At 59.2% G+C, this 25355-nt stretch carries 18 protein-coding genes; 15 read left to right on the plus strand and 3 right to left on the minus strand.

All coding sequences use genetic code 11. The features are described from left to right. Positions 1 to 29 precede the first annotated feature (29 nt). Positions 30 to 1133, minus strand: coding sequence for a GlxA family transcriptional regulator (locus tag M5G20_RS08945; protein WP_273918845.1), 1104 nt, complete (start codon positions 1131 to 1133; stop codon positions 30 to 32). A gap of 607 nt (positions 1134 to 1740) precedes the next feature. Further along, the gene (locus tag M5G20_RS08950; RefSeq protein ID WP_273918847.1) at positions 1741 to 3117 is read right to left on the minus strand and encodes an L-serine ammonia-lyase; all 1377 of its coding nucleotides are present in this window, start codon (positions 3115 to 3117) and stop codon (positions 1741 to 1743) included. Between the two features lie 435 nt (positions 3118 to 3552). Here M5G20_RS08950 and M5G20_RS08955 point away from each other — a divergent pair, with 435 nt between their 5' ends. From M5G20_RS08955 to choV, 3 genes are all read left to right on the plus strand, one after another. Continuing rightward, on the plus strand, positions 3553 to 4506 hold the full coding sequence (locus M5G20_RS08955) for a choline ABC transporter substrate-binding protein (RefSeq protein ID WP_273918849.1): 954 nt from the start codon (positions 3553 to 3555) through the stop codon (positions 4504 to 4506). 77 nt (positions 4507 to 4583) lie between these two features. Further along, complete coding sequence (choW, locus tag M5G20_RS08960) at positions 4584 to 5429, plus strand: choline ABC transporter permease subunit (protein WP_273918850.1); 846 nt, start codon at positions 4584 to 4586, stop codon at positions 5427 to 5429. Next, a complete protein-coding gene (gene choV, locus M5G20_RS08965) occupies positions 5426 to 6604 on the plus strand; it encodes a choline ABC transporter ATP-binding protein (RefSeq protein ID WP_273918852.1) in 1179 nt (392 codons plus the stop codon). Before choW ends, choV begins: the two co-directional genes overlap by 4 nt. Before the next feature lie 253 nt (positions 6605 to 6857). On the opposite strand, the gene M5G20_RS08970 is transcribed toward choV, so the two are convergent. Further along, positions 6858 to 8798, minus strand: coding sequence for a BCCT family transporter (locus M5G20_RS08970; RefSeq protein WP_273919048.1), 1941 nt, complete (start codon positions 8796 to 8798; stop codon positions 6858 to 6860). A gap of 379 nt (positions 8799 to 9177) precedes the next feature. Here M5G20_RS08970 and betI point away from each other — a divergent pair, with 379 nt between their 5' ends. The 12 genes from betI to yccS all read left to right on the plus strand — a co-directional run bounded on the left by betI (position 9178) and on the right by yccS (position 25262). Beyond that, the gene (gene betI / locus M5G20_RS08975; protein WP_075946244.1) at positions 9178 to 9771 is read left to right on the plus strand and encodes a transcriptional regulator BetI; all 594 of its coding nucleotides are present in this window, start codon (positions 9178 to 9180) and stop codon (positions 9769 to 9771) included. A gap of 62 nt (positions 9772 to 9833) precedes the next feature. After that, positions 9834 to 11306: a betaine-aldehyde dehydrogenase gene (gene betB, locus M5G20_RS08980; RefSeq protein ID WP_075946245.1), complete on the plus strand. Its 1473-nt coding sequence runs from the start codon at positions 9834 to 9836 to the stop codon at positions 11304 to 11306. 175 nt (positions 11307 to 11481) lie between these two features. Then, positions 11482 to 13185 carry a choline dehydrogenase gene (gene betA / locus M5G20_RS08985; RefSeq protein WP_273918855.1) on the plus strand — a complete coding sequence of 568 codons (1704 nt, stop codon included), beginning with the start codon at positions 11482 to 11484 and terminating at the stop codon, positions 13183 to 13185. A 230-nt stretch (positions 13186 to 13415) separates the two neighbouring features. Further along, positions 13416 to 14408: a hypothetical protein gene (locus M5G20_RS08990; RefSeq protein WP_273918856.1), complete on the plus strand. Its 993-nt coding sequence runs from the start codon at positions 13416 to 13418 to the stop codon at positions 14406 to 14408. Continuing rightward, positions 14408 to 15133, plus strand: coding sequence for an AzlC family ABC transporter permease (locus M5G20_RS08995; protein WP_273918857.1), 726 nt, complete (start codon positions 14408 to 14410; stop codon positions 15131 to 15133). Before M5G20_RS08990 ends, M5G20_RS08995 begins: the two co-directional genes overlap by 1 nt. After that, positions 15130 to 15474: an AzlD domain-containing protein gene (locus M5G20_RS09000; protein WP_273918859.1), complete on the plus strand. Its 345-nt coding sequence runs from the start codon at positions 15130 to 15132 to the stop codon at positions 15472 to 15474. Before M5G20_RS08995 ends, M5G20_RS09000 begins: the two co-directional genes overlap by 4 nt. A gap of 231 nt (positions 15475 to 15705) precedes the next feature. Beyond that, entirely contained in the window at positions 15706 to 17148 is a 1443-nt protein-coding gene (locus tag M5G20_RS09005) for a TldD/PmbA family protein (RefSeq protein ID WP_273918861.1), read from the plus strand. Further along, positions 17148 to 18497 carry a TldD/PmbA family protein gene (locus M5G20_RS09010; protein ID WP_273918863.1) on the plus strand — a complete coding sequence of 450 codons (1350 nt, stop codon included), beginning with the start codon at positions 17148 to 17150 and terminating at the stop codon, positions 18495 to 18497. The genes M5G20_RS09005 and M5G20_RS09010 overlap by 1 nt, the downstream gene beginning before the upstream one ends. Positions 18498 to 18651: 154 nt before the next feature. After that, on the plus strand, positions 18652 to 20079 hold the full coding sequence (mdtD, locus tag M5G20_RS09015; RefSeq protein WP_273918865.1) for a multidrug transporter subunit MdtD: 1428 nt from the start codon (positions 18652 to 18654) through the stop codon (positions 20077 to 20079). A 105-nt stretch (positions 20080 to 20184) separates the two neighbouring features. After that, positions 20185 to 21522: an ATP-dependent RNA helicase DbpA gene (dbpA, locus tag M5G20_RS09020; RefSeq protein WP_244858296.1), complete on the plus strand. Its 1338-nt coding sequence runs from the start codon at positions 20185 to 20187 to the stop codon at positions 21520 to 21522. Between the two features lie 131 nt (positions 21523 to 21653). Continuing rightward, a complete protein-coding gene (locus M5G20_RS09025; RefSeq protein ID WP_273918868.1) occupies positions 21654 to 22832 on the plus strand; it encodes an NAD(P)/FAD-dependent oxidoreductase in 1179 nt (392 codons plus the stop codon). 246 nt (positions 22833 to 23078) lie between these two features. Next, complete coding sequence (gene yccS, locus M5G20_RS09030; RefSeq protein ID WP_273918869.1) at positions 23079 to 25262, plus strand: YccS family putative transporter; 2184 nt, start codon at positions 23079 to 23081, stop codon at positions 25260 to 25262. The last annotated feature ends 93 nt before the right edge of the window (positions 25263 to 25355 follow it).

The following is a 25355-nucleotide window of genomic DNA, read 5'->3' on the forward strand; positions in this document are numbered from 1 at the left end:
TTGCTTCCTCGCCACAAAGGCGCCCCGGTTTAGAGCCTTACGCTGGCAAATGTCGATTCATTGCGCGCCTGACTCAACGCCGACAACGGCCCGGACAACGGCGACAGCACCAGCGCCTGTGGCAACGGCATCATTGCCACTTGCTGCGTCGTGTTGGAACCCACACGCTCGTCACGTGGCGGAATGCCGAAGTACTCGCGGTAGCACTTGGAGAAGTGCGGCGTGGACACAAAGCCACACACCGACGCCACTTCGATGATCGACATCGGCGTTTGCTTGAGCAACTGCCGCGCGCGGATCAGGCGCAGTTTCAGGTAGTAGCGCGACGGCGAACAGTGCAGGTATTTCTGGAACAGCCTTTCCAGCTGACGACGTGAGACGGCGACATACACCGCCAGTTCGTCGAGGTCGATCGGCTCTTCGAGGTTGGCCTCCATCAGCGCGACGATTTCCTGCAGCTTCGGCTGATTGGTGCCGAGCATGTGCTTGAGCGGCACACGCTGGTGATCCTGCTCGTTGCGAATGCGTTCATAGACGAACATTTCCGAGATCGCCGCCGACAGCTCACGGCCGTGATCGCGACTGATCAGGTGCAGCATCATGTCCAGCGGCGCGGTGCCACCGGAACTGGTGAAACGGTTACGGTCGAGGCTGAACAGGCGAGTACTCATGGCCACCCGCGGGAAAGCTTCCTGCATCGCCGCCAGACATTCCCAGTGCACGCTGCAATCAAACCCGTCCAGCAGACCGGCGCAGGCCAGGGCCCAGCTGCCAGTGCAGACCGCGCCGAGGCGACGGGACTGGCGCGCCTGGCTTTGCAGCCATGACACGTGTTCGCGGGTAACCGTGCGTTGGATACCGATACCGCCGCAGACAATCACAGTGTCGAGGGACGGCGCTTTGTGCATGGAGGCGTCCGGGGTGATTTGCAAACCGTCACTGGCCCAGACTTGACCGCCATCGACGGTGAGGGTGGTCCAGCGATACAGCTCGCGGCCGGACAACTGGTTGGCCATCCGCAGCGGTTCTACAGCGGACGCCAGGGAAATCAGCGTGAAATTGTCCAGCAGCAGAAAGCCGATGGATTGAGGCGCACGGTTCTGGGGTTGGGCCCCGGAGTTGAACGTCGTCATCGCGGTATCTCCTCACACAAAGCGGGTGATGGCCTCAGGCGGAGGCTCTTGTTATTGCCATCGTTCTCGCGTGGGAGACGGGCTTTGTAATGACAGAGCAATTGCCATGCCTAAATTTGAATGCGCGTTCAATAACTCCTAAAAACGACGTCGAAATGTGTCTATATAAGACACGCAAGGAGTAGGGGTTATAAGTGCCATCAGCGGCGGCAAGTGCGTTGCTCCGTTGCGTGTGAGCAAATCGGTAGCACTTGTGGGAACAGGGCTGCGAGCTTCCCGGGAGAGTGTCACCGCAGGCACGTGGTGACGAATGGTCAGGGACGGGGCGGTCCTGATTTTGAGGTCAGGTACTTATCTGTAAGCGACGCGCCAAAAGGTGGCGCGTCCGGGATTACGTGTTCACTTAGCGCGCAGTTTTGACTGGTCTGGCCGCTATCTGTAGGAGCCGGCTTGCTGGCGATACATTCAACGCGGTGCATCAGGAAATCCGCGTTATCGTTCATCGCCGGCAAGCCGGCTCCTACAGGGAGTTGTGGTGTGATCAAGATATCAGCCACACCAGAGAACCTGTGGGAGCTGGCTTGCCAGCGATTGAGGCGACGCGGTCTCAGCACTCCACCGCACTCACCGCCAACCCCCCTCGCGATGTCTCTTTATATTTGTCATGCATATCAGCACCGGTATCGCGCATGGTGCGGATCACCCGGTCCAGCGAGATAAAGTGCTGACCATCTCCGCGCAAAGCCATTTGCGCCGCATTGATCGCTTTCACCGCGGCAATCGCATTGCGCTCAATGCACGGCACTTGCACCAGGCCGCCCACCGGATCGCAGGTCAGGCCGAGGTTGTGCTCCAAACCAATTTCCGCTGCGTTGCATAACTGCTCCGGCGTGGCGCCGAGGATCTCCGCCAGCCCCGCCGCCGCCATGGCGCAAGCCGAGCCGACTTCACCCTGGCATCCGACTTCGGCACCGGAGATCGAAGCGTTTTTCTTGCACAGAATCCCCACCGCTGCCGCGCCGAGGAAGTAGTCGACGACATTGGCCTCGGTCACGTCTTCGCTGAACTTCATAAAGTAGTGCAAGACCGCGGGAATGATCCCCGCCGCGCCATTGGTCGGTGCCGTGACCATGCGCCCGCCGGCGGCGTTTTCTTCGTTGACCGCCAGGGCGAACAGGTTGACCCACTCCATGGCGCTGAGGGTCGAGCCGATTACGTTGGGCTTGTTCAGCTCCTGCAAACTGCGATGCAGCTTGGCCGCGCGACGCCGCACGTTCAAGCCACCGGGCAGGATACCTTCGTGCTTGAGGCCTTGCTCGACGCAATCCTGCATGGCGCGCCAGAGTGTCATCAGGCCGCTGCGGATCTCCTCTTCGTTGCGCCAGACCTTCTCGTTGGCCAGCATCAATTCGGCCACTCGCAGGTTGTGCTTTTTACACAGTTCCAGCAGCTCGGCGGCGCTGGAAAAATCGTACGGCAACACGGTGCGATCAAGGTCAACGACGCCGCTTGAAGCCTGGGCCTCGTCGACCACAAAACCACCGCCGACCGAATAGTAGGTGTCGCGATGCAACTCGCCGTCATCGCCTTCGGCAATCAGGGTCATGGCGTTGGGATGGAACGGCAGGTTTTCATCGATCAGGCGCATGTCCCGAGCCCAGATGAACGGCACCGACACACGACCGTCGAGCAACAGCGTGTCGGTCTCGCGCAAGGTGGCGATGCGGATGCCGATTTGCGACGGATCGATCGCGTCCGGCCACTCGCCCATCAAGCCCATGATCACCGCGTTGTCGCTGCCGTGCCCGATGCCGGTGGCCGACAACGAACCATAGAGCTGAACTTCAACGCGCCGCACTTGCTCAAGCATCCCCCGCTCGCGCAAAACCTGCACGAACAGCGCTGCCGCCCGCATAGGGCCCACGGTGTGTGAACTGGAAGGGCCGATGCCGATTTTGAACAGGTCGAAAACACTGATAGCCATTACTGCCGGACTCCTGGATGTGCCAACTCCAGGCGCAAAAGCGCCCGGTGACGGAGCTGCTACGCTCAAGCTGCAATCCGTCAGGATGGCCGCATCATCAGCCTTTTGACGTGTCGTTCGACGTCTCACACCGACGCAATCATGTCCACTAACGCCGCGTGCGTTTTGCGCCATGTTTTCGCCGTTTTTTTGCGGTGCAGAGGGAGAAAGGACGCTGAAAAAATCTGTAAACGACGTCACTGACACTGGATGCGACCATCCCTGTACTGGTTACGACGCACCCTGTAGGCGTCAGATTTTCACTGGTACATGATCGTATCGACTCGATTGCAAGGCGCCGTGGTAGAGCTGTCTCCAAAACGCCATCCAACCGCAACCTATAAGTGCGGTGGTCCAGTCGGAACACTGCCAAAAAAAACACCAAGGAGTCCATCCATGAAAGGTTCCCCGTCGTTGTTGTTGTTGGCCGCCATGCTTAGTCTGCCGGTTCTGGCGCAAGCCGCCGAACCGGCCCAATGCAGTACCGTAAACTTCTCCGATGTCGGCTGGACCGACATCACCGTCACCACCGCCGCCACCAGCGTCGTCCTCGATGCCTTGGGCTACAAAACCAAAACCACCATGATTTCCGTGCCCGTGACGTACAAGTCACTGGCCGATGGCAAGAACATGGACATTTTCCTCGGCAACTGGATGCCGACCATGGAAAACGACATCAAGCCTTATCGTGATGCCGGGACCGTGGACACCCTGCGAGCCAACCTCGAAAACGCAAAATACACACTTGCCGTACCCGAAGAGTTGTATAACAAAGGTCTGAAGGATTTCGCCGACATTGCCAAGTTCAAGAAAGAACTGGACGGCAAGATCTACGGCATCGAACCGGGTAACGACGGTAACCGCCTGATCCAGAGCATGATCGACAAGAACGCCTTCGGCCTGAAAGAGGCCGGCTTCAAGGTGGTCGAGTCCAGCGAGGCAGGCATGCTCTCGCAAGTCGATCGCGCCCAGCGCCGCAACACCGCCGTGGTGTTCCTGGGCTGGGAACCGCACCCGATGAACACGCGCTTCAAGATGAAGTACCTGACCGGCGGCGACGAGTTCTTCGGCCCCAACTTCGGCCAGGCGACCATCTTCACCAACACCCGCAAGGGTTACGCCCAGGAATGCAGCAACGTGGGTCAGCTGCTTAAAAACCTGGTGTTCACCCTCGACATGGAAAGCACGCTGATGGGCAACGTCCTGGACGACAAGATGAAGCCTGACGCGGCCGCCAAGGCCTGGCTGAAGAAGAACCCACAGGTGCTCGATACCTGGCTCGCTGGCGTGACCACCATTGACGGTAAACCTGGCCTGGAGGCCGTGAAAGCCAAGCTCGCACAGCCTTGATTTAGGAAGCATCGCTTATGCCGGGCGGCATACGCCGCCCGGGCTGTTTATTTCCTTGCATGCGGACGTTCACTACCATGCTGATTGATCAGAAAATACCTTTAGGCCAGTACATCGCAGGCTTCGTTGAATGGTTGACGCAACACGGCGCCAACACCTTCGACGCAATTGCCGTGTCACTGGAAACGATGATCCACGGCGTGACGTTTGCGCTGACCTGGTTCAACCCGCTGGTCTTGATCGGCCTGATCGCACTACTGGCACACCTCATCCAGCGCAAATGGGGCCTGACCGCCTTCGTCATCGCGTCCTTTCTGCTGATCCTCAACCTGGGGTACTGGCAGGAAACCATGGAAACCCTCGCCCAGGTGTTGTTCGCCACCCTGGTGTGCGTGTTGATCGGCGTGCCGTTGGGCATCGTCGCCGCGCATAAACCGATGTTCTACACCATGATGCGTCCTGTACTCGATCTGATGCAGACCGTACCGACCTTCGTGTACCTCATTCCTACCCTGACCCTTTTCGGTCTGGGTGTGGTCCCGGGCCTGATCTCGACGGTGGTGTTCGCGATTGCCGCACCCATCCGCCTCACTTACCTGGGCATCCGCGATGTGCCGCAAGAACTGATGGACGCCGGCAAGGCCTTTGGCTGCTCGCGTCGCCAACTGCTTTCACGGATCGAACTGCCCCACGCCATGCCGAGCATCGCGGCCGGCATCACCCAGTGCATCATGCTGTCGTTGTCGATGGTGGTGATCGCGGCACTGGTGGGTGCCGATGGACTGGGCAAACCCGTGGTCAACGCATTGAACACTGCTGATATCGCCCTGGGCTTCGAAGCGGGCCTGGCGATCGTACTGCTGGCGATCATGCTCGACCGTATCTGCAAACAACCCGACGCCAAAGCAGGGGGTGACGCATGAGCATTATTCGCTTCGAAGACGTCGACGTGATCTTCACCAAAGATCCGCGAGAAGCCTTGAAACTGCTTGACCAGGGCATGACCCGCAGCGAGATCCTGAAAAAGACCGGGCAAATCGTTGGCGTCGAAAAGGCCACCCTGGATATCGAAAAAGGTGAAATCTGCGTACTGATGGGCCTGTCCGGTTCCGGCAAGTCCAGCCTGCTGCGTTGCATCAACGGCCTCAACACCGTCAGCCGCGGCAAGCTGTTCGTCGAGCACGAAGGCAAGCAGATCAACATTGCTTCCTGCACCCCGGCCGAACTGAAAATGATGCGCACCAAGCGCATCGCCATGGTGTTCCAGAAGTTCGCCCTGATGCCTTGGCTGACAGTGCGCGAGAACATCAGCTTCGGTCTGGAAATGCAGGGTCGTCCGGAGAAGGAACGCAAGAAACTGGTCGACGAAAAACTCGAACTGGTGGGCCTGACCCAATGGCGCAACAAGAAACCCGACGAGCTCTCCGGCGGCATGCAACAGCGCGTGGGCCTGGCCCGTGCGCTGGCGATGGACGCTGACATCCTGCTGATGGACGAACCATTCTCGGCACTCGACCCGCTGATCCGCCAGGGCCTGCAGGACGAACTGCTGGAGCTGCAACGCAAGCTGAGCAAAACCATCGTGTTCGTGAGCCACGACCTCGATGAAGCTCTCAAGCTCGGCAGCCGTATCGCGATCATGAAAGATGGCCGGATCATCCAGTACAGCAAGCCCGAAGAAATCGTCCTCAACCCGGCGGACGACTACGTGCGCACCTTCGTCGCCCACACCAATCCGCTGAACGTATTGTGCGGTCGCAGCCTGATGCGCACCCTGGACAACTGCAAGCGCATCAACGGTTCGGTATGCCTCGATCCGGGTGGCGATTCGTGGCTGGACCTGGCGGAAGGCAACACGATCAAGGGCGCTCGCCAGAACGGCTCGACGCTGGATCTGCAAAACTGGGCACCGGGTCAGGCGGTCGAAGGCCTCGGTCGCAGGCCAACGCTGGTGGACTCGAACATCGGCATGCGCGACGCGCTGCAGATTCGTTATCAGACCGGCAACAAACTGGTGCTGCACGACAACAATCACGTGGTGGGGATTCTCGGCGACAGCGAGCTGTATCACGCGTTGCTCGGCAAGAACCTGGGATAAGGCAACAGACACAAAAACGCCGCGAGAGGATCGCGGCGTTTTTGTTAGTACACATAAAAGGCTTGGAATACTGACAACTGTGGCGAGGGAGCTTGCTCCCGCTGGGCTGCGAAGCAGCCCCAAACCAGACACCGCGGTGATTCAGACAGAACGCGTTATCCGGATTTACGACTGCTTCGCAGCCGAGCGGGAGCAAGCTCCCTCACCACAATGGTTCAGCGGTGCAGCTGACTGCACCGCTGAATCTCAAGGTTTAGCTATACACCCGGCCAAGGAGCTGCCGATGGCTTTCAAACTGATCAAGCACGTCACGGGTGATCTGATCCTGGGTGAAACCCATCAAGTCGTAGTCCTGGCTGCCGTTGTGCAGATACACCTCGGCGCGGTAGTAACGCTGACGCGCCTCATCGGATTGAGCCGATTCTGTCGGCGTCGCCAGATAACCATCCAGGCTCACTTCATAGACAAACGGGTTGCCCTCGTCCATCTCGACCCGCACGCCCATGCAACGCTTGGACTTGCCCAACAGCGTCTGCACTTCCAGGCCTTGCGCACGCATCTGCGTCGTCGCGTCCTGCAATGCCGGGCTCACATGCTTGTCCATGAAACGCTGGACCACCGACTGACTCGGTTGCAGGTCCAGTTGCGTCAAACGCTCGCTGAAACCACGGCGACCGCGTGCCGCCAGTTGCGCTTGCTCCTGTTCGATCTGCACGTCCTGGCGCATGGCCTTGTGCAGGCCGAACATGAAGCACACCAGCACCACCGAGAACGGCAGACCGGCCAGCACCACCATGGTTTGCATGGCTTCGAAGTTACCGGCGAACAGCAGGCCGATGGTCACCAGGGTGATCACCACCGACCAGAAAATCCGCAACCAGTGCGGAGCGTCTTCGTCGACGTTACCGCCCTTGCAGGAAAGGTTGGCCATCATCACCGCGCCGGAGTCCGCGGGGGTCAGGAACAGCACGAAACCGACGAAGATCGACACACCGATCACCACCTTCGACGCCGGGTAGTGCTCCAGCAACTGGTAGATCGCCATGGACGGCTGTTCCAGCGCCGTTTTCCCAAGCTCCACCGCACCGTGGTTCATTACCAGGTCCAGGGCCGAGTTACCGAAGATCGACAGCCACGCGAGGGTAAAGCCCAGCGGAATCAGCAAAACGCCTGCCACCAGTTCACGCACCGTGCGACCACGGGAAATACGCGCGATGAACATGCCTACGAATGGCGCCCAGGAAATCCACCAGGCCCAGTAGAACAGGGTCCACAGGCCCAGCCAGCGGTCGGACTTGTCACCGTCGCCTTCGTACACATAGAGGTCGAAAGTCTTCAGCACCACGCCGTTCAGGTAGTCACCGACGTTCTGTACAAAACCGTTGAGCAGGTGCAGGGTCGGACCGAACAGCAGGACGAAAATCAGCAGGCCGCTGAACAGGATGATGTTGAGGTTGGACAGACGGCGGATGCCGTTTTCCACGCCCGACACGGCCGCGATGGTCGCCACGGTGCTCATCACGATAATCACGATCAGCAGGTTGGTGTTGCTGTGCTCCATGCCGAACAGGTTTTCCAGCCCGGACGACACTTGCAGCGAACCAATCCCCAGGTTGGTCACCAGGCCCAGCAGGGTCACGAACATGCCAAAGCCGTCTACCGCATGACCGGCCGCGCCCTTGACCCAACGCTCGCCCACCAGCGGGTACAGCGCCGAACGCAACGCCAGCGGCTGGTTATGACGGTAAGCAAAATAGGCAACGGCCAGGCCGACCAGCGCATAGATCGCCCAGCCATGCAGGCCCCAGTGCAGGAACGTCAGCTGCACCGCCTGACGCGCCGCGAGGTTGCTGCCGGCCACGCCTTCCGGCGGATTGAAATAGTGATCCAGCGGCTCCGAAGCGCCGAAGTACAGCAACGAAATGCCGATACCCGACGAGAACAGCATCCCCGCCCAGGCGCCGTAGCTGAAGTCCGGGGTATCGTCCTTGCTGCCCAGTTTCAGTTTGCCGTAGGACGAGAACGCCAGGCCAACCACGAAAATCAGATAGGCGGCGATTACCACCATGTAATACCAGCCAAAGCTGCGCGACAGCCAGGCTTGCGCCGTACCGAGCATTCGACCGGCCTCTTGCGGGGCGATGATCAGAATGGCGGTCAACAATAGAATCAACGCGGTGGAGGTGTAGAACACCCAACCGTTGACCGTCACCTTCTCGGGCGGGGTCTTTATTAGTGAGGCAGAACTCATGGCACAGATGCTCCGGGCAGTGCGGGAGAAGATCACAAGGCAACGCGTTACCCGACCAATCGGTTAGTTGGCAGCCGACCAGCGGGTGTTATAAAGACACCCCGAAAAAGCCCGAAACCCTAAAAGCGCCGTGGCGTATAGGTTTCGAGCCATTTTAGATGTCGGTTTTTCGTCATTCATGCGTAGGAAAAACCTGTAAGCAGCGACGAATTGTCGCAGATCTTATTCTTTGTTGATTGAACGTTCAATCAAAACAAAATAGACTGGCCCTCAGTCCGACAGACGTTTTGCGTCTGCCGGAAGGCCTAAGGAGATGTGCAAGATGCCCAAGGTCGGTATGCAACCCATCCGCCGCCAGCAATTGATCGAAGCCACTTTGCAGGCGGTCGATCAGGTCGGAATGGGGGACGCCAGCATTGCGCTGATCGCCCGTTTGGCCGGTGTCTCGAATGGCATCATCAGTCATTACTTTCAGGACAAGAACGGCCTGATTGCTGCCACGGCGCAGTATCTGATGACGGTGCTGAGCGAGAACGTCACCGCGCGCCGTCAGGCGCTGAAGGACGAGAGCCCACGGGCTCACCTTCAGGTGATCATCGAAGGCAACTTCGACGCCAGCCAGGTCAATGGCCCGGCAATGAAAACCTGGCTGGCCTTCTGGGCCACCAGCATGCACCACCCGTCTTTGCACAGGTTGCAGCGGATCAACGATCACCGTCTGTATTCCAACCTGTGCTGCCAGTTCCGCCGCGTATTGCCGCTCGATGATGCGCGCAGTGCAGCCCGTGGCCTGGCAGCCCTCATTGACGGTTTGTGGTTGCGCGGCGCGCTGTCGGGAGACGCTTTCGACACCGAGCAGGCGCACCGGATCGCTTACGAATACATGGATTTCCAACTGGCCAAGCGGGTGAGTTAGAGCACACACAGAACGCTCAACCACCGCACAGCGCCAATCACTGATGCACTTGCGAGGACTTTATGGCCCGTTTCGAATTGCAAAAACTCTACATCGATGGCGGTTACTCTGACGCTGGCAGCGATGCCACCTTCGAAGCCATCAACCCGGCTAACGGTGAAGTCCTCGCTAAAGTACAACGCGCGACCAAGGAAGACGTCGAGCGCGCTGTGGTCAGCGCCGAAAAGGGTCAGAAAATCTGGGCTGCGATGACCGCCATGGAGCGTTCGCGCATCCTGCGTCGCGCCGTGGAAATCCTCCGTGAGCGCAACGACGAACTGGCAGCCCTGGAAACCCTGGACACCGGCAAGGCCTACTCCGAAACCCGTTACGTCGACATCGTGACCGGTGCGGACGTGCTGGAATACTACGCAGGCCTGGTGCCGGCCATCGAAGGCGAGCAGATTCCGCTGCGCACCACGTCGTTCGTCTACACCCGTCGCGAGCCACTGGGCGTCGTCGCCGGTATCGGCGCGTGGAACTACCCGATCCAGATCGCCCTGTGGAAATCCGCACCGGCCCTGGCCGCCGGTAACGCGATGATCTTCAAGCCAAGCGAAGTCACCTCGCTGACCACCCTGAAACTGGCCGAAATCTACACCGAGGCCGGCGTGCCAGACGGCGTGTTCAACGTCCTGACCGGCAGCGGCCGTGAAGTCGGCACCTGGCTGACCGAACACCCGCGCATCGAGAAAGTCTCGTTCACCGGCGGCACCGACACCGGCAAGAAAGTCATGGCCAGCGCCTCGAGCTCTTCGCTCAAGGACGTGACCATGGAACTGGGCGGCAAGTCCCCGCTGATCATCTGCGACGACGCCGACCTCGATCGCGCCGCCGACACCGCAATGATGGCCAACTTCTACAGCTCCGGCCAGGTCTGCACCAACGGCACTCGCGTGTTCGTTCCGGCGCACTTGAAAGCCGCTTTCGAAGCCAAGATTGCCGAGCGTGTTGCACGTATCCGCATCGGCAACCCGGAAGACGAAAACACCAACTTCGGTCCGCTGGTGAGCTTCGCCCACATGGAAAGCGTGCTGGGCTACATCGCCAAGGGCAAGGAAGAAGGCGCCCGCCTGCTGTGCGGCGGTCAACGCCTGACTGACGGCGAATTCGCCAAAGGTGCGTTCGTCGCGCCGACCGTGTTCACCGACTGCACTGACGACATGACCATCGTCCGTGAAGAAATCTTTGGCCCGGTGATGGCGATCCTGTCGTACGAAACCGAAGAAGAAGTGATCCGCCGCGCCAACGATACCGACTTCGGCCTGGCCGCCGGTATCGTCACCAAGGACCTGAACCGCGCCCACCGCGTGATTCATCAACTGGAAGCCGGTATCTGCTGGATCAACGCCTGGGGCGAATCCGACGCGAAGATGCCGGTCGGTGGCTACAAGCAGTCGGGTGTTGGCCGTGAGAACGGGATCAGCTCGCTGAACAACTTCACCCGCATCAAATCGGTACAGGTCGAGCTGGGCGATTACGTCTCGGTGTTCTAACCCGGGTTTTGTATCGCCCGTGAGGCCGCTTTCGCTGGCAAGCCAGCTGCTACAGGTTTGGCGTCGCTCGCCAAATCATCGGTCACCCCGATCCTGTAGGAGCCGGCTTGCCGGCGATCGAGTGCGCAGCACTCGCCCAGGCCCGACCTGACCACTATCAAAGAGGGTGCATTCAATGTCCCAAGAATTCGACTACATCATTATCGGTGCCGGCTCTGCCGGTAACACCCTGGCGACCCGTCTGACTGAAGACGAAGGCGTCACCGTCCTGCTGCTCGAAGCAGGCGGCCCGGATTATCGTCTCGACTTCCGCACGCAAATGCCCGCTGCCCTGGCGTTCCCGCTGCAGGGCCGTCGTTATAACTGGGCCTACGAAACCGATCCAGAACCGCACATGGACGGCCGCCGGATGGAATGCGGACGCGGCAAGGGCCTCGGCGGCTCTTCGCTGATCAACGGCATGTGCTACATCCGCGGCAACGCCATGGATTACGACGGCTGGGCGAAACTGCCAGGTCTGGAAGACTGGTCGTACCTCGACTGCCTGCCGTATTTCCGCAAAGCGGAAACGCGCGACATCGGCCCGAACGATTACCACGGCGGCGACGGTCCGGTCAGCGTGACCACGCCGAAAGCCGGCAACAACCCGCTGTTCCACGCCATGGTTGAAGCCGGCGTGCAGGCCGGTTACCCCGCTACCTCCGACTTGAATGGTTACCAGCAGGAAGGCTTCGGTCCAATGGACCGCACCGTGACGCCAAACGGCCGTCGTGCTTCCACGGCTCGCGGTTACCTCGACGTGGCCAAAAAGCGCTCGACCCTGACCATCGTCACCCACGCCCTGACGGACAAGATCCTGTTCGAAGGCAAGCGTGCGGTCGGCGTACGTTACCTGGTCGGCGACGCTGAAGAGCGTGTCGAAGCCAAAGCGCGCAAGGAAGTCCTGCTGTGCTCCGGCGCCATTGCTTCGCCGCAGATCCTGCAACGCTCCGGCGTCGGCCCGGCCGAACTGCTGAACAAGCTCGACATTCCGGTCGTCCACGACCTGCCGGGCGTCGGTGAAAACCTGCAGGACCACCTTGAGCTGTACCTGCAATACGCGTGCACCCAACCGGTCTCGCTGTACCCGTCGCTGCTCTGGTACAACCAGCCGGCCATCGGTGCCGAGTGGCTGTTTAACGGCACCGGCATCGGCGCCAGCAACCAGTTCGAAGCGGGCGGTTTCATCCGCACGCGCGAAGAGTTCGAATGGCCGAACATCCAGTACCACTTCCTGCCGGTGGCGATTAACTACAACGGCAGCAACGGTGTGAAAGAGCACGGCTTCCAGGCGCACATGGGCTCCATGCGTTCGCCAAGCCGCGGTCGTATCCAGGCCAAGTCCAAAGACCCGCGCCAGCACCCGAGCATCCTGTTCAACTACATGGCCACCGAGCAGGACTGGCAGGAATTCCGCGACGGCATCCGCCTGACCCGTGAAATCATGCAGCAACCGGCGCTGGACGCTTTCCGTGGTCGCGAAATCAGCCCGGGCATCGAAGTGCAAACCGATGAGCAGCTGGACAAGTTCATCCGCGAACACGCCGAAACCGCGTTCCACCCGTCCTGCTCGTGCAAGATGGGCACCGACGAGATGGCCGTGGTCGATGGCGAAGGTCGCGTGCATGGCATGCAAGGCCTGCGCGTGGTCGACGCTTCGATCATGCCGATCATCACCACCGGCAACCTGAATGCACCCACGATCATGATGGCCGAGAAAATCGCCGACAAGATCCGCGGTCGCCAGCCGTTGCCGCGCAGCACTGCCACTTACTATGTGGCGGGTGAGGCGCCGGTGAAGGGCAAGCCGATGCGTGAAGTGGGTCTGACTGCTAACTAATAATCAGCACCCTTGCTTCAATCAAAACCGCCAACCTTTATGGGTTGGCGGTTTTTTTTGGCTAACACAAACTCCGCACACCAAACAACAATCCTCACACCCAGTAACTAAAAACAAATAATACACTTAAACAAAACTCGCAACACTTGCGTCCCCACACACATGAAATCCTCCATTACTATCCGCGCCGCGCTTTAGCCAGATAAAAATAACGTCAAAGGGGACCCAAAATGCCTGACATGAACCTCACTAAGGAAGTGAGTCATTTCCGAGAAAAAATATCCCAAGAAAAAACCATCGTTCTGGATTTTAGTTACTTGGCCGGCGTTATTGAGTCCTGGTGGAAAAAAAACAAACTTCAAGAAACGCACATCCTGAAAACACAACTGGTTAATCTATTCCTAACGTACCTACGCACAGAAGACACCTTTTATTTTGACAAAGTTGGACTGGCAAATGGGTGCGCGGCCGTCTGCATAAAAAACATATTCAGCCTTGATTCACCAAAGCTGGCGCTAACCGTGCACGAGGCTTTGGCTGACCTGTTTCATCTCACTGACATAAAATACGATTACGAAGAGCACAAAGCGCTGTATCTAAAACCTTCTGCAGAGAAATATCGGGAATGGGGCAATGGTCACGGCGATATCACACCGCACTCCGATGACTTATATGAAAACCTGAACGTTGACTACCTGGCGCTGACCGTTTGCCGCGACGTTACAAAAACTCCTACCGCCTATTATTTCCCAAGTGATTTACTGTGCGACTTGAGCGACGAGGAAGTGCACGAATTATTAACGATGCAAGCAATGTTCATTTCCGGCAAAAACGTCAGCGGCTTAAAAGAAAGGGTTCGTCACGTCGTTGAGTATTCCGAACTCTACGGCTTTCAGTTTTCGCTGGATTTCCGAATTGATCCGGAGAACGGTGAGCGGATGCGCGCAAAAAATGGTGGCCAGCATGTGCTGGACAAAATCCGCGTTGGCCTGCCGAATGCAAAACACCATGTTTCAACAGCCGAAACCGGTACGTTCCTGATCGTAGCCAACCACAAAATACTTCATGCCCGTCCGATGCTGAGCATCAATGCCAACGAGGCTCGCGATCAAGCGCACAACTCGACTTTCAACACAACGCCGCGACTACTGTTCCGGAGCAAGGGTCCTAGAAAACAATACTTCCCGCTGGATGAAACAACCTATACGCAGGACGCACGTTGATGACGGTTTCGAATACCTCCACCCGATCCACGGCTGCCCAGGTTTTTAATGAAGGCGCGCGAGATTCAATAACGTTCGGCGTAGCGTTTATTTTCCTCTATATATCCATAGGTGTTTTAAGCGCAACACAATCTTTATCTTTGACCCAAACGCTTGCAACAACCCTATTAATATTCTCCACGCCATTGCAGTTTTTGCTAATACAAAGCCATAACGACGGATGGATACTGCTCCCTATAATCCTGGCGCTCAATGCTCGCTTCGTACTAATGTCCGCGACACTTGCCCCCTACATAAGAAATACTTCCACCAGTAAAACCATGGCCTCCTTGATTCTGATCACACCTTCGATTTTTACAGGCTGCGTCACTCGATTCAAACGCAAAGCCGATCATCCGTTTACTTACATGATCGGCCTTGGCCTTCCAATATTTGGCGTATCGATAATCTGCACCTACATCGGTTTCATCGCCGGAGCAGCGCTCACCTCACCGGTCATCTATGCAGCAATGACACTTCTATTGCCCTTACAATTTACCGCTTTGGCCGGCAAGCATTGGCCCCACTATTCGGAGGTATCCAGTTATTGGCTTGGCTTTATCGAAGCGCCACTACTCGTCTATCTATTCAAGGATTACAGCTTGCTCTGCACGCCTTTTGTAATCGGCGGATTAATTGTGCTAATTGAAAATAATTGCAAAAAGCGACGCGAGGTAGCGCCATGACGATCTGGCTTCTTATTGCATTTTCCGCCATTACCGCTTTTGTATTTCGTGCCCTTCCCTTTGCCTTCAAAAACAGCGCCGCACTGACGCAAACCCAAGGTTCCTTTTATCGATTCATCAGCTACAGCGCACAAGCAATGTTGGGAGTCATCATTTACGACACTGCATTCAACAAAAGGGATGTTCTGACCCTAATTGAGCAATTTGAAACGCTGGATGCACTGAAGCTGTTCTTGCTGGTCGGGACCTTCCTCGCGGTCGCAAAAACGAGAAAAATCCTGCCTGTTTTTTTTGCAAGCCTATTCATTTATGTTGCGGCTTTCGTTTATTTGAACGGCTGAACGCACTCCTTTGCCAGACAGTGGGATTGTTCGCGAGCTAGCTGCAATGGCTGTTCGCGAACTAAATCATCAGCCAAGTCGTCACGCGCCGGCTGCGGCTCTTAATCCTTCCCAAGCCCGATCCAAACTTGATCCTCCCCCCGCACAGGCCTAATCTAGCGCCACGCAATCGTTTCACCCCTCCCCTCGCAACACCGCTTCGCCGTCACTCCATACCAAGGAGGTTCCCGAATGTTTGATTTCCACCCCCAGCTCAAGCAGCGTTTTGCTGCGTTGCGCACGGGCGCTGAATTCTTTTCCCTGCGTTATGTGCGCGAATCCGGCCAGTACCTGTCGGTGCGCAAGAACGTCGCCGAACCGCCAAGCCTGAGCCGTGACGAAGGGGCGATGTTGACCGTTCGGGTCAACGGCGTCGAAGCCTATGCCGCGACCAATGACCTGTCGCAACAAGGCCTGCAAGCGGCGCTGGACCGCGCCGAGCAACAAGCCCGTCGACTCAAACCCCATGCTCTGCTGGACCTGCGCGAACAAGCCGTCTCCAGTGATCGCGCCGATTATTTTTCGCCGAACCTCGACCAGCCGTTTCCAAGCCTGAGCGATTGCTACCAATTGCTCAGTGCCGAATCCGCCGCCGTACCCAAGGACGAGCGCCTGGTGAACTGGCAGGTGAGCATCGGCATCACTCATGTCGAGCAGATTTACCTCAGCAGTGCCGGCGCCGAACTGCGTCAGGCACAGCGCTTCGTCTACCCCGGCCTTGATATCACCGCCTACGACGGCAATGACAGTCAGACCCGAACGTTCGGCCGGGAAAACTTCGGCCAACAGGGTGGCTTTGATGTCATCAGCCGCTGCGGGCTGATTGGCGCAGGGGTGAAAATCGCCGATCAGGCGCTGCAATTGCTGCTGGCGCCGAACACTCCGCAAGGTCCTCGCGACCTGCTGCTGACACCTGATCAAATGATCTTGCAGATCCACGAATCCATCGGCCACCCGCTGGAGCTGGACCGCATCCTGGGCGACGAACGCAATTACGCGGGCACCAGCTTCGTCAAGACTGAAGACTTCGGCCGCCTGCAATACGGTTCGAAGCTGCTCAACGTGACCTTCGACCCGGACATCCCCGAGCAGCTCGCCAGCTACGGCCATGACGACGACGGCACGGCCGCCAGCAAACAGTTCCTGATCCGCGAAGGCCTGCTGCTGCGCCCGTTGGGTGGAGCGCTGTCGCAATTTCGCGCAGGAATGGACGGCGTCGCCAACAGCCGCGCCTGCGGCTGGAACCGTCCGCCGATCGACCGGATGGCCAACCTCAACATCGAACCAGGGGATCAGCCGCTGGAACAGCTGATCGGCAACATCGAGCACGGCATTCTGATGAGCACCAACCGTTCCTGGTCCATCGACGATGCGCGCAACAAATTCCAGTTCGGCTGCGAATGGGGCCAGTTGATCGAAAACGGTGAACTCAAGGGTGTGGTGAAAAACCCGAATTACCGGGCGATTTCCGCGCAGTTCTGGAAGAGCCTCAGCGCTGTCGGCGATGCCAGCACCTTCAAGGTCCTCGGCACCCCCAACTGCGGCAAGGGCGAGCCGAATCAGGTGATCCGCGTCGGTCACGCTTCACCCGCCTGCGTGTTCAGTAACGTTGATGTGTTCGGGGGAGATGCCTGATGACCACTTTCACGAGCGCCTCAAAAGCCCAGGTCGAATCGTTCAAGGCCTTGGTCGCCGGATTGCGCGCAGCCCTGCGCGAACCGGAACAGTTCACCCTCAGTTACGCGGCCGAGTCGTCGGCCTTCGTGCGTTTCAACCACGCCAGGGTGCGGCAGGCCGGGCACGTGCAGCAAGCGAGCATCGGTTTGAAACTGATCAACGAGGGCCGTCACGCCGACCTGCAAATCACCCTGGCGGACGATCCGCAAGTCGACCTTCAGCGTCTGACCGAAGGTTTGCAACAGCTGCGTGAAACCTTGCCGCTGCTGCCGAAGGACCCGTACCTGCTGCTCAACTACAACGGCTGGCAAAGCAAGAACGTGCAGGAGCATCCACTGCCGGATACCGGGCAAGTGGTCGACGAAATCACCCGCGCCGCTGAAGGGCTGGACCTGGTCGGATTCTATGCCGCCGGGCCGATCAGCCGTGGTTTTGCCAGTTCCGCCGGGGCGTTTGGCTGGCATCAGGCCAACAGTTTCAACTTCGACTTCAGCCTGTTCCATGAAAACGGTCAGGCCGTCAAAGCCAGCTATGCCGGGCATGACTGGAGCAGCGAAGGTTTTGCCAAGCGCTTCCAGCAGGCCCGCGAGCAACTTGAGTTTCTGGGGCGTCCGTTGCGCACATTGCCGCCGGGGCAGTACCGCGCTTATCTCGCCCCCGCTGCACTGGAGGAGATCATGGGCATGCTGTGCTGGGGCGGTTTTTCCGCACAGTCGATTGCCAGCAAAAGCAGCCCGCTGCAGAAGCTGTACGCGGGCGATCAGACGTTCAGTCCACTGGTTTCGCTGGATGAGAAAGTCAGTGGTTCGCTCAGCCCGGCGTTTTCCGACGAGGGTTACCCGCGCAGTGATTTGCGCTTGATTGTCGAAGGCAAGGCTGGCGCGCAAATGGTCGGCTCGCGCAGCGCCGCCGAATACGGCCTGACCGCCAACGGTGCCAGCGGCGGCGAATCGCCGAGTGCGTTGAACTTGCAGGCCGGCGATTTGCCTGAGGCAGACGTGCTCAAGCAACTCGGCACCGGTCTGTACATCAGCAACCTGTGGTACTTGAACTTCTCGGATCAACCGGCAGCTCGCCTGACCGGCATGACCCGATTTGCGACGTTCTGGGTCGAGAATGGCGAGATACAGGCGCCGGTCAGCACCATGCGTTTCGATGACAGCGCCTTCAGTCTGCTCGGGTCGCAGTTGGAGGCGCTGACCCAGGAGCGCGAGATGCTGTTGTCGGCGAGTACCTACAGCCAGCGGGCAACGGCTTCGGCGCTGCTGCCGGGGGCGCTGGTCAGCAAACTCACCTTGACCCTGTAAAGACAAAAATCCCCGGCACACCGGGAATCCAGTGGGAGCGAGCCTGCTCGCGATAGCGGTAGTTCAGCCGACGTTAATGTTGAATGAAAGGGCCTCATCGCGAGCAGGCTCGCTCCCACATGGACTGCGATCACTTCAACCTCCAAGAGGTCCCATGCCCAATCGCCCGCCTCTCGATCCTGTCACAGCCCGCTGGATACCGTGGGTCGTCGCCATCGCGTTTTTCATGCAGTCCCTCGACGGAACGATCCTCAACACCGCCCTGCCGGCCATGGCCCGCGACCTGGCTGAAGATCCGCTGCGCATGCAGGGTGTGATCATCGCCTACATGCTTACGGTCGCGTTGCTGATTCCCGCCTCTGGCTGGATCGCCGACCGCTTCGGCACCAGGAAAATCTTCTTCAGCGCGATTCTGCTGTTCAGCCTCGGCTCACTGCTCTGCGCATTGTCGACCAGCCTGACCCAGTTGATCGGCGCCCGGGTGATTCAAGGCCTGGGCGGCGCGTTGATGCTGCCGGTCGGGCGACTGGTGGTGCTTCGTGCCTACCCGCGCTCGGAACTGGTGCGGATCATGGGCTTCATCACCATTCCCGGCCTGCTCGGTCCGCTGATCGGCCCGACCATGGGCGGCTGGATGGTGCAGTTCCTGACCTGGCACTGGATCTTCCTGATCAACCTGCCGGTGGGCCTGATCGGTTGCTACGCCGTGTGGAAATTCATCCCCGACCTGCGCGGCTCCGAGCGCACGCGCTTCGATAGCCTGGGCTTCTTGCTGTTCGGCGCGGCGATGATTCTGATCACCGTTGCCATGGAGGGTCTGGGGGAATTGCACCTGCCGCACTTGCGGGTGATGTTGCTGTTGTTCGGCGGCATGGCGTGTCTGGCGGCGTATTGGCTGCGCGCCGGGCACATCGAAAATCCACTGTTCGCGCCATCGCTGTTCAGGACCCGGACCTTTGCCGTCGGGATTCTCGGCAACCTGTTCGCTCGCCTGGGCAGCGGTGCCCTGCCGTTCCTGGTGCCGTTGTTGCTGCAAGTGGCGCTGGGCTATTCGCCGTCCCAGGCCGGGATGAGCATGCTGCCGCTGGCTGCTGCGGCGATGATCGCCAAGTGGGTGGCGCGGCCAATGATTGAACGCCTGGGCTACCGCATCGTGCTGACCGGCAACACGCTGGCGCTGGGGATCATGCTGGCGAGCATGGGCCTGGTCAGCGAGCAGACGCCTTACTGGCTGCTGTTGTGCATGCTGGCGATTCTCGGTGCGATCAACTCCTTGCAATTCACGGCAATGAACACCGTGACCCTGATCGACCTCGACGACGCCAGCGCCAGCAGCGGCAACAGCCTGCTGTCTGTGGTCGCACAATTGTCGTTGAGCCTTGGCGTTGCGTGCGCCGGTGCATTGCTGGGCGGGTTCACGGCGGAGATTGGAAACGACGGTGTAGACACGGTTCTGGGTGCCTTCCAGCTGACATTCGTGACGGTAGGCATCATGGCGATGCTGGCCGCGACGATCTTTTCCCAGCTCTCAAAGGAAGACGGACGGCGCGTCAAACGTCCGGAACAGCACATCGAACCTTAGGGCGAATGGCCATCGGACTGGTACACTGCGCGACATTTTGTTTTGCAGGCCAGTCCCGTGACCACCATCGCCACCGAATTTAATACTTTGCCGCTGTCCGCCGCCATGCTGGCTAACCTCGACTCCCTCGGTTATGCCCAGATGACGCCGATCCAGGCGCAAAGCTTGCCGGTGATCCTCAAGGGGATGGACCTGATCGCCCAGGCCAAGACCGGCAGCGGCAAGACTGCTGCGTTCGGCATCGGCCTGCTGAACCCGATCAATCCGCGCTACTTCGGCTGCCAGGCACTGATCCTGTGCCCGACCCGCGAGCTGGCCGACCAGGTCGCCAAGGAAATCCGTCGCCTGGCCCGTGCCGAAGACAACATCAAGGTCCTGACCTTGTGCGGTGGCGTGTCCCTCGGTCCGCAGATCGCTTCGCTGGAACACGGCGCGCACATCATCGTCGGCACCCCGGGGCGCATCCAGCAACACCTGCGCAAAGGTTCGCTGGTATTGCACGGCCTCAACACCCTGATCCTCGACGAAGCCGACCGCATGCTCGACATGGGTTTCTACGATTCCATCGAAGAAATCATCATGCAGGCGCCGGAACGTCGCCAGACCCTGCTGTTCTCCGCCACGTACCCGGTGGGCATCAAGCAACTGGCTTCGAAGTTCATGCGCAACCCGCAGCAAGTGAAGGCCGAAGCGTTTCACGACGACACGCAGATCGAGCAGCGCTTCTACGAGATTTCCCCGGAAGAACGCATGAGCGCCGTGACCAAGGTCCTCGGCCACTTCCGCCCGGCTTCCTGTGTGGCCTTCTGCTTCACCAAGCAGCAGGTTCAGGAAACGGTCGATCACCTGACTGCCAAGGGCATCTCTGCCGTGGGCCTGCATGGTGATCTGGAACAGCGTGATCGCGACCAGGTGCTGGCGATGTTCGCCAACCGCAGTACTTCGGTACTGGTTGCCACCGACGTCGCGGCCCGGGGCCTGGACATCGATTCCCTGGACATGGTGATCAACGTCGAGCTGGCCCGTGATTCGGAAATCCACATCCACCGCGTTGGCCGTACCGGTCGTGCTGGCGAGAAAGGCCTCGCGATCAGCCTGGTCGCACCGTCCGAAGCTCAACGCGCGCAGGCTATCGAACAGTTGCAGAAATCGCCGCTGACCTGGGATCAGGTGGACAACCTCACCTCTCAGGGCGGTGGGCCGCTGCTGCCGCAGATGAGCACTCTGTGCATCGGTGCAGGCCGTAAAGATAAAGTTCGTCCGGGTGACATTCTCGGTGCGTTGACCGGTGATGCTGGTATCCCGGGTGCCCAGGTCGGCAAGATCGCGATTTTCGACTTCCAGGCCTTCGTGGCCGTGGAACGCGGGATCGCCAAGCAGGCCTTGCAGCGCCTGAACGACGGCAAGATCAAGGGCCGATCGCTGCGCGTGCGCATCCTCTGATCGACTGTAGGAGCCGGCTTGCTGGCGATGAACGATGACGCGGTCGACCAGATGGACCGCAGCGTCTGCATCGCCAGCAAGCCGGCTCCTACAGGTTTCGCGTTGGTTTGAAAATTTTTGAGGACACCGTTTTGCGCTCTACCGAAGTCGTGATCATTGGCGCTGGCGCCGCAGGGTTGATGTGCGCACTGACCGCCGCCGGGCGCGGGCGCAAGGTGTTGTTGCTCGACCACGCGAACAAGGCCGGCAAGAAAATCCTGATGTCGGGCGGTGGCCGCTGCAATTTCACCAACATGTACACCGAACCGGGCAATTTCCTTTCGCAGAACGCGCATTTCTGCAAATCGGCGCTGGCCCGCTACACCCAGTGGGATTTCATCGGCATGGTCGTCAAGCACGGCGTGCCGTATCACGAGAAAAAACTCGGTCAGTTGTTCTGCGATAACAAATCCAGCGACATCCTCGAAATGCTGCTCAACGAGTGCGATCAGGTCGGCGTGAGCCTGCACCTGGACACCTCGATCCAGACCATCGAGAAGCTCGAGAAGGGTTACTTGCTCGACACCACCCTCGGCCAGGTGACGTGCGAATCCCTGGTGATCGCCACGGGCGGCCTGTCGATCCCGACCCTGGGCGCCACCGGCTTCGGCTATCAGGTGGCCAGGCAATTTGGCCACGAGTTGCTGCCCACCCGCGCCGGCCTGGTGCCGTTCACCATCACCGATCAACTCAAGGAACTGTGCAGCGAACTGTCCGGGACGTCGGTGGATTGCCTGGTGAGCTGCAACGACCAGAGCTTTCGCGAGAACATTCTGTTCACTCACCGCGGCCTGAGTGGTCCGGCAATTTTGCAGATTTCTTCGTTTTGGGAATCCGGCGATACCGTCGAGATCAACCTGATGCCCGACCATGACGCATCAGACTGGCTGCAACAGCAACAAGCCGAGCGCCCCAACAGCGAGCTGAAAACCCTGCTGGGTGAAATCTTCACCAAGAAGATGGCCAATCTGTTGGCGGACAACTGGTTCGTCTCCAAACCGATGAAGCAGTACACCCACGCCGAAATCGCCGCCATCGCCGAAAAACTGGCGAGCTGGAAAGTCGTGCCGGCCGGCACCGAAGGCTATCGCACTGCCGAAGTGACGTTGGGTGGTGTGGATACCAACGAGGTTTCATCCAAGACCATGGAATCGCTGAAAAGCCCCGGGTTGTATTTCATTGGTGAAGTGCTGGACGTCACCGGGCACCTGGGCGGTTTCAACTTCCAGTGGGCGTGGGCCTCCGGCTACGCCGCCGCGCAATACGCCTGACACAACGCAATACCTGCAGGAGCTGGCTTGCCAGCGATGACGGCCTGACAGTTAACAAAGATGGTGGATGTACCCGCCTCATCGCTGGCAAGCCAGCTCCTACAGGTTTCTTTGTGTGCCTGAAGAAATGAGGCGGGTGTGTGGTATCAAGGAACAAATTTTGCTGCCTGATGTGATCGGCGCCATTGCGTCGGCGTCATTAGTGGCTCAATTTAGCGTCATCGCCTCGGAAGGCCCTCGCACTTCATGTCATCGACTTCGTTCAGCCAGTCTCTGCGTCGCCTTTGGGCGCTGGATAAATTCAGCTACAGCGTACGGGTGTTCATTGCCCTGACCGGCACCATGGCACTGTGTTGGTATCAGGATGAAATGGGGCTGCTGATCCCGTTGTTCCTCGGAATTATCGCCAGTGCCCTGGCCGAGACCGACGACAGTTGGCAGGGCCGTCTCAACGCATTGGCGGTGACACTGGTGTGTTTTGCCGTTGCCGCCCTGTCCGTCGAACTGCTGTTTCCTTACCCCTACCTCTTCATCATTGCCTTTGCCCTTGCCGCGTTCTGCCTGACCATGCTCGGTGCACTGGGCGAACGCTATGGCGCGATTGCCTCGGCGACGCTGATCCTGTCGGTCTACACCATGATCGGCGTGGACCAGCGTGGTGGCGCGGTCACCGATTTCTGGCACGAGCCGCTGTTGTTGGTGGCCGGTGCGGCCTGGTACGGCGTGCTGTCGGTGTTGTGGCAAGCGCTGTTTTCCAACCAGCCGGTGCAGCAGAGTCTGGCGCGGCTGTTCCGCGAACTGGGCTTTTACCTGAAGTTGAAATCCTCACTGTTCGAGCCAATCCGGCAGATGGACGTGGAAGCACGGCGACTGGAGCTGGCGCAACAGAACGGCCGCGTGGTGGCGGCCCTCAACGCAGCCAAGGAGATCATTCTGCACCGGGTCGGCAACGGTCGGCCGGGCTCGAAGGTCAGCCGTTACCTGAAGCTGTACTTCCTCGCCCAGGACATCCACGAGCGCGCCAGTTCTTCGCATTACCCTTACAACGCCCTGGCCGACGCGTTCTTCCACAGTGACGTGCTGTTCCGCTGTCAGCGCCTGTTGCGCCAGCAAGGCAAGGCCTGTCGCGCGCTGGCCGAGTCGATCCAGATGCGTCAGCCATTCATCTATGACGCCAGCTTCGCCGAAGCCCTGAGCGACCTGCACGCCTCCCTCGAGCATTTGCGCATCCAGAGCAACCCGGCCTGGCGCGGTTTGCTACGCTCATTGCGGGCGCTGGCCGCGAACCTTGGCACCCTCGATCGCTTGCTGAGCGATGCCAGTAACCCCGACGCGCTGGCGGACGCCACAGACAGCAGCCTGCTCGACCGCTCGCCGCGCAACCTCAAGGATGTGTGGATTCGTTTGCGCACGCAGCTGACGCCAACGTCGCTGCTGTTCCGCCACGCCCTGCGCTTGCCCCTGGCCTTGAGCATCGGCTACGCGATGGTGCATTTGATCCACCCGTCCCAGGGTTACTGGATCATCCTGACCACGCTGTTTGTCTGCCAACCGAACTACGGCGCCACCCGCCGCAAGCTCGGCCAGCGGATCATTGGCACCGCCATCGGCCTGACCCTGGCCTGGGCGCTGTTCGACCTGTTCCCCAATCCACTGATCCAGTCATGCTTCGCCATCGCCGCCGGGGTGGTGTTCTTTACCAACCGCACCACTCGCTACACCCTGGCGACAGCGGCGATCACCCTGATGGTGCTGTTCTGCTTCAACCAGGTGGGCGACGGTTACGGACTGTTCCTGCCACGGCTGTTCGATACCTTGCTCGGCAGCCTGATCGCCGGGCTGGCGGTGTTCCTGTTCCTGCCGGACTGGCAGGGTCGACGCCTGAACAAAGTGCTGGCCAACACGCTGACCTGCAACAGCATTTACCTGCGCCAGATCATGCAGCAATACGCCGCCGGGAAAAGCGACGACCTGGCGTATCGCCTGGCCCGGCGCAACGCGCACAACGCCGACGCCGCGCTGTCGACCACCCTGGCCAACATGCTGATGGAGCCAGGGCATTTCCGTAAGGAAGCGGATGTGGGTTTCCGTTTTCTGGTGTTGTCGCACACCTTGCTCAGTTACCTGTCCGGTCTGGGCGCGCATCGCGAAACCCTATTGCCGACGGATGTACGCGAGCACTTGATCGAAGGTGCCGGGGTGAAACTGGCCGTCAGCATCGACGAAATCGCCCAAGGCCTGGCGAGCAAATCGGCGATTGCGATTCAGAGCGATGAGGAAGAAGCGCTGGCCAATGAGCTTGAGCAGATGCCCGATGAAATCGATGAGGGGCAACGGCTGGTACAGACACAACTGGCGTTGATCTGCCGGCAGCTGGGGCCGTTGCGGACGTTGGCCGCGCATTTGATCAAGGATACGAGTGAGGATTGAGATTTGCGCTGGCTGGGTTGGCCTCATCGCTGGCAAGCCAGCTCCCACAGTGTCCGGTGATGCACACAGGATCTGTGTCTAGCCAAAATGCCT

The sequence above is a fragment of the Pseudomonas sp. TNT2022 ID1044 genome (assembly GCF_028656895.1).
Taxonomy (GTDB): domain Bacteria; phylum Pseudomonadota; class Gammaproteobacteria; order Pseudomonadales; family Pseudomonadaceae; genus Aquipseudomonas; species Aquipseudomonas reinekei.

Coding starts and splice junctions, on each gene's coding strand:
- M5G20_RS08945 (WP_273918845.1), bottom strand. CDS start 1,133: ATGACGACGTTCAACTCCGGGGCCCAACCCCAGAACCGTGCGCCTCAA.
- M5G20_RS08950 (WP_273918847.1), bottom strand. CDS start 3,117: ATGGCTATCAGTGTTTTCGACCTGTTCAAAATCGGCATCGGCCCTTCC.
- M5G20_RS08955 (WP_273918849.1), top strand. CDS start 3,553: ATGAAAGGTTCCCCGTCGTTGTTGTTGTTGGCCGCCATGCTTAGTCTG.
- choW (WP_273918850.1), top strand. CDS start 4,584: ATGCTGATTGATCAGAAAATACCTTTAGGCCAGTACATCGCAGGCTTC.
- choV (WP_273918852.1), top strand. CDS start 5,426: ATGAGCATTATTCGCTTCGAAGACGTCGACGTGATCTTCACCAAAGAT.
- betI (WP_075946244.1), top strand. CDS start 9,178: ATGCCCAAGGTCGGTATGCAACCCATCCGCCGCCAGCAATTGATCGAA.
- betB (WP_075946245.1), top strand. CDS start 9,834: ATGGCCCGTTTCGAATTGCAAAAACTCTACATCGATGGCGGTTACTCT.
- betA (WP_273918855.1), top strand. CDS start 11,482: ATGTCCCAAGAATTCGACTACATCATTATCGGTGCCGGCTCTGCCGGT.
- M5G20_RS08990 (WP_273918856.1), top strand. CDS start 13,416: ATGCCTGACATGAACCTCACTAAGGAAGTGAGTCATTTCCGAGAAAAA.
- M5G20_RS08995 (WP_273918857.1), top strand. CDS start 14,408: ATGACGGTTTCGAATACCTCCACCCGATCCACGGCTGCCCAGGTTTTT.
- M5G20_RS09000 (WP_273918859.1), top strand. CDS start 15,130: ATGACGATCTGGCTTCTTATTGCATTTTCCGCCATTACCGCTTTTGTA.
- M5G20_RS09005 (WP_273918861.1), top strand. CDS start 15,706: ATGTTTGATTTCCACCCCCAGCTCAAGCAGCGTTTTGCTGCGTTGCGC.
- M5G20_RS09010 (WP_273918863.1), top strand. CDS start 17,148: ATGACCACTTTCACGAGCGCCTCAAAAGCCCAGGTCGAATCGTTCAAG.
- mdtD (WP_273918865.1), top strand. CDS start 18,652: ATGCCCAATCGCCCGCCTCTCGATCCTGTCACAGCCCGCTGGATACCG.
- dbpA (WP_244858296.1), top strand. CDS start 20,185: ATGCTGGCTAACCTCGACTCCCTCGGTTATGCCCAGATGACGCCGATC.
- yccS (WP_273918869.1), top strand. CDS start 23,079: ATGTCATCGACTTCGTTCAGCCAGTCTCTGCGTCGCCTTTGGGCGCTG.